Annotated in this window: 16 protein-coding genes; 14 read left to right on the forward strand and 2 right to left on the reverse strand. The window is 68.6% G+C overall.

Translation table 11 applies throughout. The features are described from left to right. The first annotated feature begins 65 nt into the window (after positions 1–65). Positions 66–761 (forward strand): demethylmenaquinone methyltransferase, encoded by a 696-nt coding sequence (locus ACFYW7_RS30480; RefSeq protein ID WP_389508223.1) that lies wholly within the window; start codon positions 66–68, stop codon positions 759–761. A gap of 129 nt (positions 762–890) precedes the next feature. On the opposite strand, the gene ACFYW7_RS30485 is transcribed toward ACFYW7_RS30480, so the two are convergent. Next, positions 891–1,397, reverse strand: a complete 507-nt coding sequence (locus ACFYW7_RS30485; protein ID WP_389508225.1) for a GNAT family N-acetyltransferase — start codon at positions 1,395–1,397, stop codon at positions 891–893. A 98-nt stretch (positions 1,398–1,495) separates the two neighbouring features. On the opposite strand from ACFYW7_RS30485, the gene ACFYW7_RS30490 reads away from it, so the two are divergent. Beyond that, positions 1,496–2,797 carry a geranylgeranyl reductase family protein gene (locus ACFYW7_RS30490; RefSeq protein ID WP_389508227.1) on the forward strand — a complete coding sequence of 434 codons (1,302 nt, stop codon included), beginning with the start codon at positions 1,496–1,498 and terminating at the stop codon, positions 2,795–2,797. Between the two features lie 454 nt (positions 2,798–3,251). Here the strand turns inward: ACFYW7_RS30490 and ACFYW7_RS30495 are convergent, their stop codons facing one another. Beyond that, positions 3,252–4,079 (reverse strand): C40 family peptidase, encoded by an 828-nt coding sequence (locus ACFYW7_RS30495; protein ID WP_389508229.1) that lies wholly within the window; start codon positions 4,077–4,079, stop codon positions 3,252–3,254. Positions 4,080–4,792: 713 nt separating this feature from the next. Here ACFYW7_RS30495 and ACFYW7_RS30500 point away from each other — a divergent pair. Genes ACFYW7_RS30500 through nuoL form a run of 12 tightly spaced genes read left to right on the forward strand, consistent with a single transcriptional unit; the run spans position 4,793 to position 17,511 of the window. Beyond that, positions 4,793–5,152, forward strand: a complete 360-nt coding sequence (locus ACFYW7_RS30500; protein ID WP_037627175.1) for an NADH-quinone oxidoreductase subunit A — start codon at positions 4,793–4,795, stop codon at positions 5,150–5,152. Positions 5,153–5,165: 13 nt separating this feature from the next. After that, on the forward strand, positions 5,166–5,720 hold the full coding sequence (locus ACFYW7_RS30505) for an NADH-quinone oxidoreductase subunit B family protein (RefSeq protein WP_266761563.1): 555 nt from the start codon (positions 5,166–5,168) through the stop codon (positions 5,718–5,720). Continuing rightward, the gene (locus ACFYW7_RS30510; protein ID WP_389508232.1) at positions 5,717–6,457 is read left to right on the forward strand and encodes an NADH-quinone oxidoreductase subunit C; all 741 of its coding nucleotides are present in this window, start codon (positions 5,717–5,719) and stop codon (positions 6,455–6,457) included. Before ACFYW7_RS30505 ends, ACFYW7_RS30510 begins: the two co-directional genes overlap by 4 nt. Then, complete coding sequence (locus ACFYW7_RS30515) at positions 6,454–7,794, forward strand: NADH-quinone oxidoreductase subunit D (protein ID WP_389508234.1); 1,341 nt, start codon at positions 6,454–6,456, stop codon at positions 7,792–7,794. The genes ACFYW7_RS30510 and ACFYW7_RS30515 overlap by 4 nt, the downstream gene beginning before the upstream one ends. Beyond that, positions 7,791–8,633 carry an NADH-quinone oxidoreductase subunit NuoE gene (nuoE, locus tag ACFYW7_RS30520; protein ID WP_389508236.1) on the forward strand — a complete coding sequence of 281 codons (843 nt, stop codon included), beginning with the start codon at positions 7,791–7,793 and terminating at the stop codon, positions 8,631–8,633. The genes ACFYW7_RS30515 and nuoE overlap by 4 nt, the downstream gene beginning before the upstream one ends. Continuing rightward, complete coding sequence (gene nuoF / locus ACFYW7_RS30525; protein WP_389508238.1) at positions 8,630–9,982, forward strand: NADH-quinone oxidoreductase subunit NuoF; 1,353 nt, start codon at positions 8,630–8,632, stop codon at positions 9,980–9,982. The genes nuoE and nuoF overlap by 4 nt, the downstream gene beginning before the upstream one ends. Continuing rightward, the gene (locus tag ACFYW7_RS30530) at positions 9,979–12,483 is read left to right on the forward strand and encodes an NADH-quinone oxidoreductase subunit G (RefSeq protein ID WP_389508240.1); all 2,505 of its coding nucleotides are present in this window, start codon (positions 9,979–9,981) and stop codon (positions 12,481–12,483) included. Before nuoF ends, ACFYW7_RS30530 begins: the two co-directional genes overlap by 4 nt. Then, positions 12,480–13,853 carry an NADH-quinone oxidoreductase subunit NuoH gene (gene nuoH / locus ACFYW7_RS30535; protein ID WP_389508242.1) on the forward strand — a complete coding sequence of 458 codons (1,374 nt, stop codon included), beginning with the start codon at positions 12,480–12,482 and terminating at the stop codon, positions 13,851–13,853. The genes ACFYW7_RS30530 and nuoH overlap by 4 nt, the downstream gene beginning before the upstream one ends. Continuing rightward, positions 13,846–14,475: an NADH-quinone oxidoreductase subunit NuoI gene (gene nuoI, locus ACFYW7_RS30540; RefSeq protein ID WP_389508244.1), complete on the forward strand. Its 630-nt coding sequence runs from the start codon at positions 13,846–13,848 to the stop codon at positions 14,473–14,475. Before nuoH ends, nuoI begins: the two co-directional genes overlap by 8 nt. Continuing rightward, positions 14,472–15,287, forward strand: coding sequence for an NADH-quinone oxidoreductase subunit J (locus tag ACFYW7_RS30545; protein WP_389508246.1), 816 nt, complete (start codon positions 14,472–14,474; stop codon positions 15,285–15,287). Before nuoI ends, ACFYW7_RS30545 begins: the two co-directional genes overlap by 4 nt. Next, the gene (gene nuoK / locus ACFYW7_RS30550; protein ID WP_081218793.1) at positions 15,284–15,583 is read left to right on the forward strand and encodes an NADH-quinone oxidoreductase subunit NuoK; all 300 of its coding nucleotides are present in this window, start codon (positions 15,284–15,286) and stop codon (positions 15,581–15,583) included. Before ACFYW7_RS30545 ends, nuoK begins: the two co-directional genes overlap by 4 nt. 14 nt (positions 15,584–15,597) lie before the next feature. Next, entirely contained in the window at positions 15,598–17,511 is a 1,914-nt protein-coding gene (gene nuoL, locus ACFYW7_RS30555) for an NADH-quinone oxidoreductase subunit L (RefSeq protein WP_389508250.1), read from the forward strand. The last annotated feature ends 1 nt before the right edge of the window (position 17,512 follow it).

Here is a 17,512-nt window from a genome sequence, read left to right on the forward strand (position 1 = left end):
ATCCGTGCCCGCATCCGCGGCCGGGCGCCGGAGAGCCGTCCGGCCCGTACTGCCACAATGGGAACGTGACCCGCGCATCCCTGGACAAGCAGCCGCACGAAGTCGCCTCGATGTTCGACGACGTGGCGGAACGGTACGACCTGACGAACGACCTGTTGTCGCTCGGTCAGGACCGGGTGTGGCGCAAGGAGGTCGCGAAGGCGGTCGACGCGCGCCCCGCACAGAAGATCCTGGACCTCGCGGCCGGTACCGCGACCTCGTCCCTCCCCTTCGCCCGCACCGGCGCTTACGTCGTCCCCTGCGACTTCTCCCTCGGGATGCTCCGCGTCGGCAAGCGGAACCACCCCTGGCTGCCGCTGACGGCCGGTGACGCCACCCGACTGCCGTTCAAGGACGACACGTTCGACGCCGTCACGATCTCCTTCGGGCTGCGCAACGTGCAGGAGACCGACAAGGCGCTCAGTGAGCTGTACCGCGTGACGAAGCCCGGCGGCCGGGTCGTGATCTGCGAGTTCTCGCACCCCACCTGGGCGCCGTTCCGCACGGTCTACACCGAGTACCTGATGCGCGCGCTGCCCCCGGTCGCCCGTGCCGCGTCCTCCAACCCGGACGCGTACGTCTATCTCGCCGAGTCCATCCGCGCCTGGCCGACCCAGCCGGAACTGGCCGACCGACTGCTCGAGGCCGGCTGGTCGAAGGTCGCCTGGCGCAATCTGACGGGCGGCATCGTGGCGCTCCACCGCGGCTACAAGCAGGCCTGAACCCAAGAACTCGTCCGGCGCGCCCGGCTCTGAGGACTCCGCTTCTCCCGCGGGCTCATGGGCCCGCGGGACCGTGGGGCCAGGCAGCCGGGACTCCCGGCCGGCCGTGCGGAGCCCTGCCGGGCTCCGTCAGAGGGCGAGCCGGTAGCGGTGACCCTCCTGCTTCGACGAGGGCAGCGTGAACCGTTCCGCGAGTTCCATCCCGAGTCGTCTCGTCACCGCGATGGAACGCGTGTTGCCCGCGTTGACCATGGCGACGACATCCGTGACGCCCGCCGCGCGAACCCGCTCCAGGGTGATGCGGGCCGCCGCCGTGACGTACCCCTTGCCCCAGTGCGCCCGCCCCAGCCGCCAGCCGATCTCGATCTGCCCCGCCGGTCCCCAGTCGTGCGGCCACGGCTGCGCGCCCGTGAAGCCCAACACCTCGTCCCCGGGGCCGACCATCGTCCACAGGCAGAAGCCGTGCTCCGCGTCGTGGCGCCGCTGGCGCGCCGTGAGTTCCTCGTACACCGACGGCTCGGCCGCACGGCCGCCGTGGAACTCCATGACCTCCGGGTCGTCGAAGACCCTGGCCCACGCGGACGCGTCCTCGTCGGTGGGGACGCGCAGTCGTACATCGGGGAGAGCTCGGTTCACGGGGCAGCCCTTCAGCCAGGTGATCGGTACCGCTGCATAGACTGCCCATGTCCAGTGCCCGTCGGCACGTTGATTTCGAGTCTTGGGGAGACCCCGCCGTGACCGAGCCCCAACCCCTCTCCGAAAACACCGCCGACGTCATCGTCGTCGGGGCGGGGCCAGCCGGTTCCACCACCGCGTACTACCTGGCGAAAGCGGGACTCGACGTCCTGCTCCTGGAGAAGACGGCCTTCCCGCGCGAGAAGGTCTGCGGGGACGGGCTGACCCCGCGCGCCACCAAGCAACTGGTGTCGATGGGCATCGACATCTCCGAGGAAGCCGGCTGGCTCCGGAACAAGGGCCTGCGCATCATCGGCGGCGGCGTACGCCTCCAGCTCGACTGGCCGGATCTCGCCACCTTCCCCGACTACGGACTCGTGCGGAAGCGGGACGACTTCGACGAGCAGCTCGCCCGGCAGGCGCAGAAGGCGGGCGCGCGGCTGTACGAGCGCTGCAACGTCGGTGCCCCGATCATCGACGACCGCACCGGCCGCATCACCGGCGTCAACGCGAAGCTGGGCGACGCCGACTCCAAGGAGAAGCGGGAGGTGACCTTCCACGCGCCCCTGGTGGTCGCGGCCGACGGCAACTCCACCCGCCTCTCCCTCGCGATGGGCCTGCACCGCCGCGAGGACCGCCCGATGGGCGTCGCCGTCCGTACCTACTTCACCTCGCCGCGTCACGACGACGACTACCTGGAGTCCTGGCTGGAGCTGTGGGACCGCCGGGGTGCCGAGGACCGGCTGCTGCCCGGCTACGGCTGGATCTTCGGCATGGGCGACGGCACCTCGAACGTCGGCCTCGGCGTCCTCAACACCTCCGACTCCTTCAAGGAACTCGACTGGCGCGAGGTACTGAAGGCCTGGTGCGCCTCGATGCCGGAGGACTGGGGCTACACCCCCGAGAACATGACCGGCCCGATCCGCGGCGCCGCCCTCCCCATGGCCTTCAACCGGCAGCCGCACTACACCAAGGGCCTGCTGCTGGTGGGTGACGCCGGTGGTCTGGTGAACCCCTTCAACGGCGAGGGCATCGCCTACGCCATGGAGTCCGGCCAGATCGCCGCCGACGTCATCGTCCAGGCCCACGCGCGCGCCACCCCCGGCCAGCGCGAACTGGCCCTCCAGCGCTACCCGCGCGTCCTCAAGGACACCTACGGCGGCTACTACACGCTCGGTCGCGCCTTCGTGAAGCTCATCGGCAACCCGAAGGTCATGAAGATCGCCACGCAGCGCGGTCTGAGCCACCCGCTGCTGATGAAGTTCACGCTGAAGATGCTCGCGAACCTCACCGACCCGACGGGCGGCGACGCGATGGACCGCATCATCAACGGCCTCTCGAAGGTGGCCCCCAAGGCCTGACCGGCCGGGCCGCCCGAGCGGCCACCGAGTGGCTCCGCCGACCGCCCGAGCGGTCGGCGGCGTCGCTTCCCGGACCTCGGTGGCTCCACCGGCCGGCTCCGCGGTGACCCGCCGGCGTGAGCGGAGGGCAGGGGGAAGGGCAGGGAAGCGACCGAGACCGGTCCCCTGGACGGCCGGCGCACCCATGGGGTGTCCCTGTCCCCTCCGGGCGCGACGGCGCCGTGGTGGGCCGGTGGCCTGCCCTCACCGGTCGCCCTCGCCGGCCAGCAGTGAGCGGCCAGCAGTGAGCGGTCAGCGGTGAGTGGTCAGCGGTGAGTGGTCAACAGCCGGCCGTAGGGGTCGCTCGATCCGGCACCGATGCCCGCACTCCCGCGGCTCGCCGTGCCGTGTACGCGAACAGCCCGAAGGACCGCTCCCCGAACAGGAAGCGGTCCTCGGGAAGAAACCCCGCGGGTCAGAGCACGCGCACCGCGCCCGTCGCCGGGTAGCCCGAAAGATCCTGAATCACGACACCCTTGGAAGGGTTCGCCGCGTCCAGGTACTGCCCGCCACCGATGTACACCCCGACGTGGTACGCCGAACCGGCCGAGCCCCAGTACAGGATGTCGCCGACCTGGAGATTCGACAGCGAAACCGGCGTACCGGACGTCGACTGGTCCTGCGAGACGCGCGGCAGGTCGACGCCGACCTGCTTGAACGCCGCCTGGACGAGACCGGAGCAGTCCCACGCGTTGGGCCCGGTGCCGCCCATGACATACGCGTCGCCGACCTGGGCCTTGAGGAACGCGACCACGGTCGCGACACTGCCGCTGGCCGGGGCGGCGACGTTCGTGGACGTCGACGTGCCGGCGGACAGGACGGTCCGCGCCGAGGAACGCGAGACGGCCTCGGCCGCCGCGGCCTTCCGAGCGGCCTCGGCCTTCTGCTTGGCCTCCGCCTTGGCGTCGGCCAGGTCGGCCTTGGCCTGCTTGGCGGCCTTGGCGGCGGCCGAGTCACGCTCCGCCTGGAGCTGGTAGTCGGCCGCGGCCTGCTGCGTGGCGTCCGCGGACTGCGCGACCTGAGTGGCCAGGTCGGCCGTCAGGGTGGGCAGTTCGAAGGTCTGCGTCACGGACTCGGCTGCGTTCGCCGAACCCGCCGCCCCGGCCACTGCCAGGGTGCTGAGAACGCCACCGGCAACTCCGGCGCGCATCGCGAGCGACGAGGCGTTGCGGCGGGGCTTCCGGTGGCTTCGTATGTGAGCGGTGTGGGACATGGGAACAAGCGGTACCAGGGCATCCTCCATACCTTCAAGAAACGTGTGGTGCGCCACAGTTGTTCAATCCACGCCCGAATTCGTCGCGCGTCACTCTTTATTGACGCCGTAACGGGCATTGCGGACACCGTCCACCAAGCCCTTGATCATGGTCTTTCAGTATTACGTCCGAATTGCCCGCCACCTACCACCGGTTGAAGCCGATGGCCAAGCCCGGCTTATCTGACCCACAGGTAGGTGTGACGCAGGTCACGGAACGATCGCTCGGACCGCCGCGTCCCCCGCGTGAACCGCAGTCGCCCCCCGCTCGTGAACGCGTGCACGTGTCCACACCCGTCCATGCGGCCACCCTGAAGTGTGAACGCGCTCCACTATCAGGGGGTCGCGCCCAGCACCAATTTGCATGCACAGGAAGTCTCTTGATAGTGAGACGCCGCCCTCGACCTGCGGTGATGAGCGAAAATGTCACATCTAGTGATCGACCTGACGCTTCGCGTACGAAGATCACCGCTCATCCGACTTCATGATCGTTCGTCAGGTGGTGGAGATCACAAAGCTTGTGCAATACCCCGTGTCGCAGATCACAGACCGCCGGGCATAAGATGCGAGGCAGTTGGGCTTGTGACCTGCTTCACATGTCCGCGATCTTCGTCGGGACAGGCGGGGTTCGCGGTGCTGATGGGGCAGGGGTGCAGGCTCGCCGAACCGCCACCAGTCAGTGCCGACTGAGAGGAGCGAGGAGCGTGAACGCGTATGCGCCGATCCTCGTACTGGGAGCCCTCGGGGCAGGCTTTGCGATCTTCTCCGTGGTCATGGCCACGCTGATCGGTCCGAAGCGGTACAACCGCGCCAAGCTCGATGCCTACGAGTGTGGCATCGAGCCGACCCCCACGCCTGTCGGCGGTGGGCGCTTTCCCATCAAGTACTACCTGACGGCGATGCTCTTCATCGTCTTCGACATCGAGATCGTCTTCCTCTACCCCTGGGCTGTCACCTTCGACGCCCTGGGTGTTTTCGGGCTCGTGGAGATGCTGCTCTTCGTGCTCACCGTCTTCGTCGCGTACGCGTACGTATGGCGGCGCGGCGGCCTGGAATGGGACTGAGGGGCCTTTAAGCATGGGACTCGAAGAAAAGCTGCCGAGCGGATTCCTGCTGACCACCGTCGAGCAGGCCGCGGGCTGGGTGCGCAAGGCGTCCGTCTTCCCCGCGACGTTCGGACTCGCCTGCTGCGCCATCGAGATGATGACGACCGGCGCGGGGCGTTACGACCTGGCGCGCTTCGGTATGGAGGTCTTCCGCGGGTCGCCCCGCCAGGCCGACCTGATGATCGTGGCCGGCCGGGTGAGCCAGAAGATGGCGCCGGTGCTGCGGCAGGTCTATGACCAGATGCCCAACCCCAAGTGGGTCATCTCCATGGGTGTTTGTGCCTCATCGGGCGGAATGTTCAACAACTACGCCATTGTGCAAGGAGTTGACCACATCGTCCCGGTCGACATCTATTTGCCCGGATGTCCGCCGAGGCCCGAGATGCTGATGGACGCGATTCTCAAGCTCCACCAGAAGATCCAGAGCTCCAAGCTCGGCGTGAACGCCGAGGAAGCGGCCCGCGAGGCGGAGGAAGCGGCGCTCAAGGCGCTCCCCATCATCGAGATGAAGGGCCTGCTGCGGTGAGCGACGCGAACGGCAACGGGGTCAACCCCGAGAAGGACCTGGGCGCCTCCAACCTCCCCGGCCAGCGAGGCGACAAGGGCGAGGAGATCCGCGTCCAGCGCGGCATGTTCGGCGCCGACAAGGGCGGCGACACCTCCGGCTACGGCGGCCTGGTCCGCTCGATCCGGCTCCCCGGCGCGGCCAACCGTCCCTACGGCGGCTGGTTCGACGAGGTGGCCGACGAGCTGGAGGGCGCCCTGGAGGAACAGGGGCTCGTCCCCGAGAACGTCATCGAGAAGACGGTCGTCGACCGTGACGAGATGACCTTCCACGTCGAACGCGAGTACCTGCTCCGCGTCGCGCAGACCCTGCGCGACGACCCGGCCCTCCGCTTCGAGCTGTGTACCGGCGTCTCGGGCGTCCACTACCCGCACGACAAGGGCCGCGAGCTGCACGCCGTGTACCACCTGCGCTCGATCACCCACAACCGGTTGATCCGGCTGGAGGTCAGCGCCCCCGACGCGGACCCGCACATCCCCTCGCTCGTCTCCGTCTATCCGACGAACGACTGGCACGAGCGCGAGGCGTGGGACTTCTTCGGGCTGATCTTCGACGGTCACCCGGCGCTGACGCGGATCATGATGCCGGACGACTGGCAAGGGTTCCCGCAGCGCAAGGACTACCCCCTCGGCGGCATCCCCGTCGAGTACAAGGGCGCCCAGATCCCGGCTCCGGACCAGCGGAGGTCGTACTCATGAGCACGCAGACCCCTTCCGGGGCATCAGCCGCTTCGGCCCGCGAGACGACCGAGGGCACCGTATATACGGTCACCGGTGGCGACTGGGACGAGATCGCCCAGTCGGCGGCCAAGTCCGACGACGAGCGCATCATCGTCAACATGGGTCCGCAGCACCCGTCCACCCACGGTGTGCTCCGGCTCATCCTGGAGATCGACGGCGAGACGGTCACCGAGGCCCGCTGCGGCATCGGCTACCTCCACACCGGCATCGAGAAGAACCTCGAATTCCGCACGTGGACCCAGGGCACCACGTTCGTGACGCGCATGGACTACCTGACGCCGTTCTTCAACGAGACGGCGTACTGCCTGGGCGTCGAGAAGCTCCTCGGCATCACGGACGAGATCCCCGACCGCGCCTCGATCATCCGCGTGCTCCTCATGGAGCTGAACCGGCTCTCCTCCCACCTGGTGTGCATCGCCACCGGTGGCATGGAGCTGGGCGCCACCACGATCATGATCTACGGATTCCGTGATCGTGAACTCATTCTCGACATCTACGAGCTGATCACCGGCCTGCGGATGAACCACGCGTACATCCGCCCCGGCGGACTCGCCCAGGACCTGCCCCCGGGCGCGGTGGACCAGATCCGCGAGTTCGTGAAGAAGATGAAGAAGAACCTTCCCGAGTACGACAAGCTCGCCACCGGGAACCCCATCTTCAAGGCCCGTATGCAGGACGTCGGCTACCTCGACCTCGCCGGCTGCATGGCCCTCGGTGCCACCGGCCCGGTCCTGCGCTCGGCGGGCCTCCCGCACGACCTGCGCAAGTCCCAGCCGTACTGCGGCTACGAGACCTACGACTTCGAGGTCCCGACCGCCGACACCTGCGACTCCTACGGGCGCTTCCTGATCCGCCTGGAGGAGATGCGCCAGTCGCTGCGGATCGTCGAGCAGTGCCTGGACCGGCTCCAGCCCGGCCCGGTCATGGTCGCCGACAAGAAGATCGCCTGGCCCGCCCAGCTCGCGCTCGGCCCCGACGGTCTCGGCAACTCGCTCGACCACATCAAGAAGATCATGGGCACCTCCATGGAGGCCCTGATCCACCACTTCAAGCTGGTGACCGAAGGCTTCCGCGTCCCGCCGGGACAGGCGTACGCGGCGGTCGAGTCGCCCAAGGGCGAGCTCGGGGTGCACGTCGTCTCCGACGGAGGCACCCGCCCCTACCGGGTCCACTTCCGCGACCCGTCCTTCACCAACCTGCAGGCCATGGCGGCGATGTGTGAAGGCGGCCAGATCGCCGACGTCATCGTCGCCGTCGCGTCCATCGACCCCGTGATGGGAGGCGTCGACCGGTGACCACGACCCCCGAGGGCGTCAGCCTGGGCATGCCCCAACTGCCCGCGCCCGACTACCCGGCCGATGTCCGAGCCCGGCTGGAGGCGGACGCGCGCGAGATCATCGCCCGCTATCCCGACTCCCGCTCGGCGCTCCTTCCGTTGCTGCATCTCGTGCAGTCGCAGGAGGGCCATGTCACGCGCACGGGACAGCGGTTCTGCGCGGAGGTACTGGGTCTGACGACGGCCGAGGTCAACGCGGTCGCGACCTTCTACTCGATGTACCGGCGCAAGCCGAGCGGTGACTACCAGGTGGGTGTCTGCACCAACACCCTGTGTGCCGTCATGGGCGGTGACGCCATCTTCGAGGCGCTCCAGGATCACCTGGGCGTCGGCAACGGGGAGACCACCGGCGACGGCCTGGTCACCCTGGAGCACATCGAGTGCAACGCGGCCTGCGACTTCGCTCCCGTCGTGATGGTCAACTGGGAGTTCTTCGACAACCAGACCGTCGAGTCGGCCAAGCACCTCGTCGACGACCTGCGCGCGGGAGCCGAGGTCGAGCCCACCCGCGGTGCCCGTCTGTGCACCTTCAAGGACACCGCCCGGATCCTGGCCGGCTTCCCCGACGAGCGGGAGGGTGCCGTCGACGGTGGCGGCAGCGCCGGCCACGCGTCACTGGTGGGACTGCGCCTGGCCAAGGGGGAGAGCACCCCCGCGCGCGTGGTGCACCCGCGGGGCGGAGGAGCACCCCAGAACCAGCGGCCCGCCGAGCACCCGAGTTCGCACGACGCGCCGCAGGACACGTCGGCCTCCGACCCGTCCCACCCGGCGGGTCCTGTCGCAGAGGAGGGGGAGTGATGACCTTGGCAGCCGAGATCAACGAAACGAGTCCCGAGAAGTTGCTCGCACCCGTGCTGTCGGCCTTCTGGGACGAGGACCGGTCCTGGACGCTGGACGTCTACCGGAGGCACGAGGGGTACGAGGGGCTGCGCAAGGCCCTCGCCATGTCACCGGACGACTTGATCGCGTACGTCAAGGAATCCGGACTGAGGGGCCGCGGCGGGGCGGGATTCCCCACGGGAATGAAATGGCAGTTCATTCCTCAAGGTGATGGAAAGCCACACTATCTAGTTGTCAACGCCGACGAATCGGAGCCGGGGACCTGTAAGGACATCCCGCTCCTCTTCGCGAACCCGCACAGCCTCATCGAGGGCATTGTGATCGCGTGTTATGCCATCCGGTCTTCGCATGCGTTCATCTATCTTCGCGGTGAAGTGGTCCCCGTACTGCGGCGGTTGCACGAGGCCGTACGTGAGGCCTACGCGGCGGGCTACCTCGGCGAGAACATCCTGGGCAGCGGACTCGACCTCCAGCTCACCGTGCACGCGGGCGCGGGCGCGTACATCTGCGGTGAGGAGACCGCGCTGCTCGACTCGCTCGAAGGCCGCCGTGGACAACCGCGGCTCCGCCCCCCTTTCCCTGCTGTCGCTGGGCTCTATGCGTGCCCGACTGTTGTGAACAACGTCGAGTCGATCGCGTCGGTTCCCGCAATTCTGCAAAAGGGCAAGGAATGGTTCAGGTCGATGGGCAGCGAGAAGTCCCCGGGCTTCACGCTCTACTCGCTCAGCGGCCATGTCGCCAGCCCCGGCCAGTTCGAGGCTCCGCTCGGCATCACGCTGCGCCAACTCCTCGACATGAGCGGCGGGATGCGCCCCGGTCACCGGCTGAAGTTCTGGACGCCGGGCGGCTCCTCGACGCCGATGTTCACCGACGAGCACCTCGACGTCCCTCTTGACTACGAAGGAGTGGGCGCCGCGGGTTCCATGCTCGGCACGAAAGCACTCCAGTGCTTCGACGAGACGACCTGTGTCGTACGCGCCGTCACCCGCTGGACCGAGTTCTACGCCCACGAGTCCTGCGGCAAGTGCACGCCCTGCCGCGAAGGCACCTACTGGCTCGTGCAGTTGCTCCGCGACATCGAGGCCGGCAAGGGCGCCATGTCCGACCTCGACAAGCTGAACGACATCGCCGACAACATCAACGGCAAGTCCTTCTGCGCCCTCGGCGACGGTGCCGCCTCGCCGATCTTCTCCTCGCTCAAGTACTTCCGCGAGGAGTACGAGCAGCACATCACGGGCCGCGGCTGCCCCTTCGACCCCGCCCGGTCGACCCTCTGGGCGGACAAGCACACGGAGGTGAACGCATGACAGTGACCACCAGCGCTCCCTCCGGAGGCGGGGAAGCGGCGGTCCCCCCGGAGGACCTCGTCTCGCTGACGATCGACGGCGTCGAGATCAGCGTGCCCAAGGGCACCCTGGTCATCCGGGCCGCCGAAGAACTCGGCATCGAGATCCCCCGGTTCTGCGACCACCCGCTCCTCGACCCGGCCGGCGCCTGCCGCCAGTGCATCGTCGAGGTCGAGGGCCAGCGCAAGCCCATGGCGTCGTGCACGATCACCTGTACGGACGGGATGGTCGTCAAGACTCATCTCACCTCGCCGGTCGCCGAGAAGGCGCAGCACGGTGTGATGGAACTGCTCCTCATCAACCACCCGCTGGACTGCCCGGTCTGCGACAAGGGCGGTGAGTGCCCCCTGCAGAACCAGGCGATGTCGCACGGCAACGCCGAGTCCCGCTTCGAGGGCAGGAAGCGGACGTACGAGAAGCCGGTTCCGATCTCCACGCAGGTGCTGCTCGACCGCGAGCGGTGCGTGCTGTGCGCCCGCTGCACCCGCTTCTCCAACCAGATCGCCGGCGACCCGATGATCGAACTGATCGAGCGGGGCGCGCTCCAGCAGGTCGGCACCGGTGACGGCGACCCGTTCGAGTCGTACTTCTCCGGGAACACGATCCAGATCTGCCCGGTCGGCGCGCTCACGTCGGCGGCGTACCGCTTCCGCTCGCGTCCGTTCGACCTCATCTCCTCGCCCTCCGTGTGCGAGCACTGCTCCGGCGGCTGCGCGACGCGCACCGACCACCGGCGCGGCAAGGTGATGCGGCGCCTCGCGGCCCCGGACCCCGAGGTCAACGAGGAGTGGCTCTGCGACAAGGGGCGGTTCGGGTTCCGGTACACGCAGCAGCGTGACCGCCTCGACACGCCGCTGGTGCGCAACGCCGCGGGCGTCCTGGAGCCCGCGTCCTGGCCCGAGGCCCTTCAGGCCGCGGCGCAGGGGCTGACGGCGGCCCGCGGCCGGGCCGGTGTCCTCACCGGCGGCCGGCTCACCGTCGAGGACGCCTACGCGTACAGCAAGTTCGCGCGCGTGGCCCTCGACACGAACGACATCGACTTCCGCGCGCGCGTGCACAGCTCCGAGGAGGCCGACTTCCTGGCCGCCCGGGTCGCCGGACGCGGCCGGGACCTCGACGGTACGGGTGTCACGTACACCTCTCTGGAGAAGGCGCCCGCCGTCCTGCTCGCGGGCTTCGAGTCCGAGGAGGAGGCTCCCGGAGTCTTCCTCCGGCTGCGCAAGGCATGGCGCGGGCACGGGCAGCAGACCTTCTCCCTCGCCACGCACGCCACCCGCGGCCTGGAGAAGGCGGGCGGCACGCTGTTGCCGGCCGCGCCCGGCACCGAGACCGAGTGGCTGGACGCGCTCGCCAGCGGTGTCGGCCTGGAAGGCGACGGCGCCAAGGCTGCCGAAGCCCTGCGTACCGAGGGCGCGGTGATCGCCGTCGGCGAGCGGCTGGCCGCCGTGGCGGGCGGGCTCACCGCGGCCGTACGGGCTGCCACCGCCACCGGCGCCCACCTGGTGTGGATTCCGCGCCGGGCCGGGGAGCGCGGCGCGATCGAGGCGGGCGCGCTGCCGTCGCTGCTGCCGGGCGGACGCCCGGCCACCGACCCGCGCGCGCGGGACGAGGTCGCGGCAGCCTGGGGAGTCTCCGAACTGCCGCACCGTTACGGCCGCGACACCGGCCAGATCGTGGAGGCCGCCGTCGGCGGTGAACTGCGGGCCCTTCTGGTCGCGGGTGTGGAGGTCGCCGACCTCCCCGACCCGGCACGCGCGCGTGCGGCACTGTCCGAGGTGGGCTTCCTCGTGTCGCTCGAACTGCGGCCCAGCGAGGTCACCGAGCACGCGGACGTCGTCCTGCCGGTCGCCGCGGTCGCCGAGAAGCCCGGAAGCTTCCTCAACTGGGAAGGCCGGGTCCGCTCCTTCGAGGCGGCCCTCAAGCCGGAACAGATGACCCGGCGCCTGGCGCCCGCCGACCTCCGCGTCCTGCAGATGCTGGCCGACGCCATGGACGTACACCTGGGGCTGCCGGACCTGCGCACCGCGCGCGGAGAGCTCGACCGGCTCGGCGCCTGGGACGGACCGCACGCCACGGACCCCCTGGAGTCCGGGGCGCAGTTGCCGCGTCCGGCCGCCGGGGAGGCCGTACTGGCCGGGCACCGGCTGTTGCTCGACCAGGGGCGGCTCCAGGAGGGCGACACCGCGCTCGCCGGGACCCGGCACGCCGCCCACGCGCGCGTGTCGGCCGCCACGGCCGCCGAGGCCGGGATCAAGAACGGTGACGTCCTCGCCGTGAGCGGTCCCGCCGGAGTGGTCGAACTGCCGCTGCAGATCACCGAGATGCCCGACCGCGTGGTCTGGCTCCCGCTGAACTCGACCGGCACGGGCGTCGCCTCCGACACCGGGGCGCTGCCCGGCGCACTCGTCCGCATCGGCCCGGCGACCGCCGCCGCCGAGGCTCCCAAGGAGGTGGAGGCATGACGCCGTACCTCGCCGCTGAAGACCTTTCGATGTTCGGCCACGACCCCTGGTGGCTGGTCGTCGTCAAGGCGGTGTTCTGCTTCGCCTTCCTGATGGTGACCGTGCTCTTCTCCATCGTGTGGGAGCGCAAGGTCGTCGCCTGGATGCAGTTGCGCATCGGCCCCAACCGGCACGGCCCCTGGGGCATGCTCCAGTCGCTCGCCGACGGCGTAAAGCTGATGCTCAAGGAAGACCTGATCGTCAAGCGCGCGGACAAGGTGGTCTACGTCCTCGCGCCGATCGTCGCGGCCATCCCGGCCTTCATGGCGATCGCGGTGATCCCCTTCGGCCCGGCCGACAACGAGATCTCGATCTTCGGCCAGCGCACCACGATGCAGCTGACCGACCTGCCGATCGCGATGCTCTTCATCCTCGCGGTGGCCTCGGTCGGCATCTACGGGATCGTGCTCGCCGGCTGGAGCTCCGGGTCCACCTATCCCCTCCTGGGCGGTCTGCGGTCCTGCGCCCAGATGATCTCGTACGAGATCGCCATGGGTGCCGCGTTCGCCTCGGTGTTCCTCTACTCCGGGTCGATGTCGACCTCGACGATCGTCGAGCAGCAGCACGACCGCTGGTACATCGTCCTGCTGCCGGTGTCGTTCCTCATCTACATCGTGACGATGATCGGTGAGACGAACCGGGCCCCGTTCGACATGCCGGAGTCCGAGGGCGACCTGGTCGGCGGTTTCAACACCGAGTACTCGTCGATCAAGTTCGCGCTGTTCATGCTCGCCGAGTACGTGAACATGGTGACGGTCTCGGCCGTTTCGACGACGCTCTTCCTGGGCGGCTGGCGGGCCCCGTGGCCGATCAGCACCTTCTGGGAGGGCGCCAACCACGGCTGGTGGCCGATGCTCTGGTTCGTGGTGAAGGTGCAGCTGCTGCTGTTCTTCTTCATCTGGCTGCGCGGCACGCTGCCGCGCGTCCGCTACGACCAGCTGATGAAACTGGGCTGGAAGGTCCTCATCCCGGTCTCCGTGGTCTGGCTGATGCTCGTCGCGACGGTGCGGACGCTGCGCAACGAGAACTACGACTTCGCGGACATCGGCCTGTACGTCGGCGGAGGCGTCCTCGTCCTGCTGCTGCTGTCGTTCGTGGCGGACATCTTCCGCGACAAGCAGGAGGCCCAGGCGAAGCCCGCCGAGCCCGCCGCCTTCGATCCCATGGCCGGTGGATTCCCGGTGCCCCCGCTGCCCGGGCAGGAGTTGCCGCCGGTTCCGCGCCGCCGCCCGCGCCGTGAGCGGGAGTTGGTTGTCAGTGGCGGGTCCGATACTGCGAGTGACGGATCGATCGCCGGATCTCGTGACCGAAAGGAGGGGTCCGATGGCTGAGGAGCCGAAGGAGACCAAACCGGGTTTCCAGAACCCCGTCGCCGGTTTCGGCGTGACCTTCAAGGCCATGTTCAAGAAGCGGCTGACCGAGCAGTACCCGGAACAGCCGAAGACCACCGCTCCGCGGTTCCACGGCCGGCACCAGCTCAACCGCCATCCGGACGGCCTGGAGAAGTGTGTCGGCTGTGAGCTGTGCGCCTGGGCCTGCCCCGCGGACGCGATCTACGTGGAGGGCGCGGACAACACCGAGGAGGAGCGCTACTCCCCGGGTGAGCGCTACGGCCGCGTCTATCAGATCAACTACGCCCGCTGCATCCTGTGCGGTCTGTGCATCGAGGCGTGCCCCACGCGCGCGCTGACGATGACGAACGAGTTCGAGCTCGCCGACAGCAGCCGCGCCAACCTCATCTACACCAAGGAGCAGCTGCTCGCGGGTCTGGAGGAGGGCATGGTGGAAACACCGCACTCGATCTTCCCGGGCACGGACGAGCAGGACTACTACCGGGGTCTTGTGACCGAGGCGGCGCCCGGCACGGAGCGCCAGGTGGCCGTCTCCCAGGGCGAGTTGCACCCCTCGGCGACCGGGCCGGGCACGGCTTCCGGAGAGGGGGCGGAGGCATGACCGACCTGGCCGCCTACTCGACCTCCACCGGAGAGGCCTTCCAGTTCTGGGTCCTCGGCACCGTGGCGGTGATCGGCGCCCTGTGCACCGTCTTCATGAAGAAGGCCGTGCACAGCGCCCTGTGTCTCGCCGGAACCATGATCATCCTGGCGGTGTTCTACCTCGCCAACGGCGCGTACTTCCTGGGCATCGTGCAGGTCGTCGTCTACACCGGCGCGATCATGATGCTCTTCCTCTTCGTCGTCATGCTCGTCGGTGTCACCGCGGCGGACTCGCTGAAGGAGACCATCAAGGGGCAGCGCTGGCTGGCCCTGCTCTGCGGACTCGGCTTCGGGATCCTGCTGTTCGCCGGCATCGGCAACGCGTCCATCGAGGACTTCGACGGCCTGGCGAAGGCGAACGCGAACGGCAACGTGGAGGGCCTCGCCGCCCTCATCTTCACGAAGTACGTGTTCGCCTTCGAGATCACCGGCGCCCTGCTCATCACGGCCGCCGTCGGTGCCATGGTGCTGACGCACCGCGAGCGCACCGAGCGACCGAAGACCCAGCGCGAGCTGTCCGAGCAGCGCGTGCGCGAGGGCAAGCACGTACCGCCGCTGCCGGCGCCGGGCGTCTACGCCCGGCACAACGCGGTGGACATCGCGGGCCTGCTCCCCGACGGCACTCCTTCCGAGCTGACCGTCAGCAAGACGCTGCGTGACCGCGGTCAGGTCCGTGACGTGTCGGCGCAGGCGCTGAGCGACCTGAAGGCGCTGGAGCAGCGCGCCGAGGAGCGCCTGGAGCGCACGAAGCCGGAGGAGGCGTCCAAGTGAACCCGGTCAACTACCTCTACCTCGCAGCCTTGTTGTTCACGATCGGCGCCACCGGTGTGCTGATCAGACGGAACGCGATCGTGGTGTTCATGTGCGTCGAACTGATGCTGAACGCCTGCAATCTCGCCTTCGTCGCCTTCTCCCGCCTGCACGGCAATCTCGACGGTCAGATCTTCGCGTTCTTCACGATGGTCGTCGCCGCCGCGGAGGTCGTGGTCGGGCTCGCGATCATCGTGTCGCTGTTCCGTTCCCGCCACTCGGCCTCGGTCGACGACGCCAGCCTGATGAAGCTGTAAGGGGTCGCTGAATCGTGGACAATCTCATTGCGCTGCTGATCGCGGCGCCTCTGCTCGGAGCGGCCGTACTGCTGTGCGGCGGACGGCGGCTGGACGCCGTCGGTCACTGGATCGGCACCGCGCTCGCGTCGGCCTCCTTCGTGATCGGCGCCGTGCTCTTCGCCGACATGCTCGGGAAGAGCCCCGAGGACCGGACCCTCACACAGCATCTGTACAGCTGGATCGCCGTCGGGGACTTCCGCGCCGACGTCGGCTTCCAGCTCGACCAGCTGTCGATGACGTTCGTTCTGCTGATCACCGGCGTCGGCTCGCTGATCCACCTGTACTCGATCGGGTACATGGAGCACGACGAGCGCCGCCGCCGCTTCTTCGGCTATCTGAACCTGTTCCTGGCGGCGATGCTGCTGCTCGTCCTCGCCGACAACTACCTGCTGCTGTACGTCGGCTGGGAGGGCGTCGGTCTCGCCTCGTACCTGCTCATCGGCTTCTGGCAGCACAAGCCCAGCGCCGCCACCGCCGCCAAGAAGGCCTTCCTGGTCAACCGCGTCGGCGACGTGGGTCTGTCCATCGCCATCATGCTGATGTTCACGACCTTCGGGACGTTCGCCTTCGGGCCGATGCTCGGTACCGAGGAGCACCCGGGGCTGGTCGGGGACGCCACGGAGGGCAAACTCACCGCCGTCGCCCTGATGTTGCTGCTCGCGGCCTGCGGCAAGTCCGCCCAGGTGCCGCTGCAGTCCTGGCTCGGGGACGCGATGGAGGGCCCGACCCCGGTCTCGGCCCTCATCCACGCCGCCACCATGGTGACCGCGGGCGTGTACCTGATCGTCCGGTCGGCGGCCGTCTTCAACGGAGCCCCCGACGCCCAGCTCGTCGTCACCGTCGTCGGCGCGGTCACGCTCCTGTTCGGTGCGATCGTCGGTTGCGCGAAGGACGACATCAAGAAGGCGCTCGCCGGCTCGACCATGTCGCAGATCGGCTACATGATCCTCGCGGCGGGACTCGGCCCCATCGGCTACGTCTTCGCGATCATGCACCTGGTGACGCACGGCTTCTTCAAGGCCGGGCTCTTCCTCGGCGCCGGATCGGTCATGCACGGTATGAACGACGAGGTCGACATGAGGAAGTTCGGCGGCCTCAGGAAGTACATGCCGGTCACCTTCGTGACTTTCGGCCTCGGCTATCTCGCGATCATCGGCTTCCCGGGCCTGTCCGGCTTCTTCTCCAAGGACAAGATCATCGAGGCCGCCTTCGCCAAGGGCGGCACCGAGGGCTGGATCCTCGGCAGCGTGACCCTGCTGGGCGCGGCGATCACCGCGTACTACATGACACGCGTGATGATCATGACCTTCTTCGGGGAGGAGCGCTGGCAGCCCGATGCGGACGGCCACGAGCCGCACCCGCACGAGTCGCCGAGGTCCATGACGATCCCGATGATCGTGCTGGCCTTCGGCTCGGTCTTCGCCGGCGGATTCTTCAGCATCGGCGACCGCTTCCTGCACTGGCTGGAGCCGGTCACCGGGCACTCCGAGGGCGACTCGCCCGTCAGCGCCCTCACGGTCACCGCGGCCACCATGGTGCTGCTGGTCGTCGGCGTCGGCATCGCCTACCTCCAGTACGGCCGCGGACCCGTCCCGGTCGTCGCCCCGCGCGGCTCCCTGCTCACCCGGGCGGCCCGGCGCGACCTGCTCCAGGACGACTTCAACCATGTCGTGCTGGTGCGCGGCGGTGAGCACCTCACCCGCTCCCTGGTGTACGTCGACCACACCCTGGTCGACGGAGTCGTCAACGGAACGGCGGCCTCGGTGGGCGGCCTCTCCGGACGGCTGCGCAGGCTGCAGAACGGCTACGCGCGCAGTTACGCGGTCTCGATGTTCGGCGGTGCGGCCATCCTCGTCGCCGCGACCCTGCTGATGAGGGCGGTCTGAT

The organism is Streptomyces sp. NPDC002580 (assembly GCF_042889485.1).
Lineage (GTDB): Bacteria > Actinomycetota > Actinomycetes > Streptomycetales > Streptomycetaceae > Streptomyces.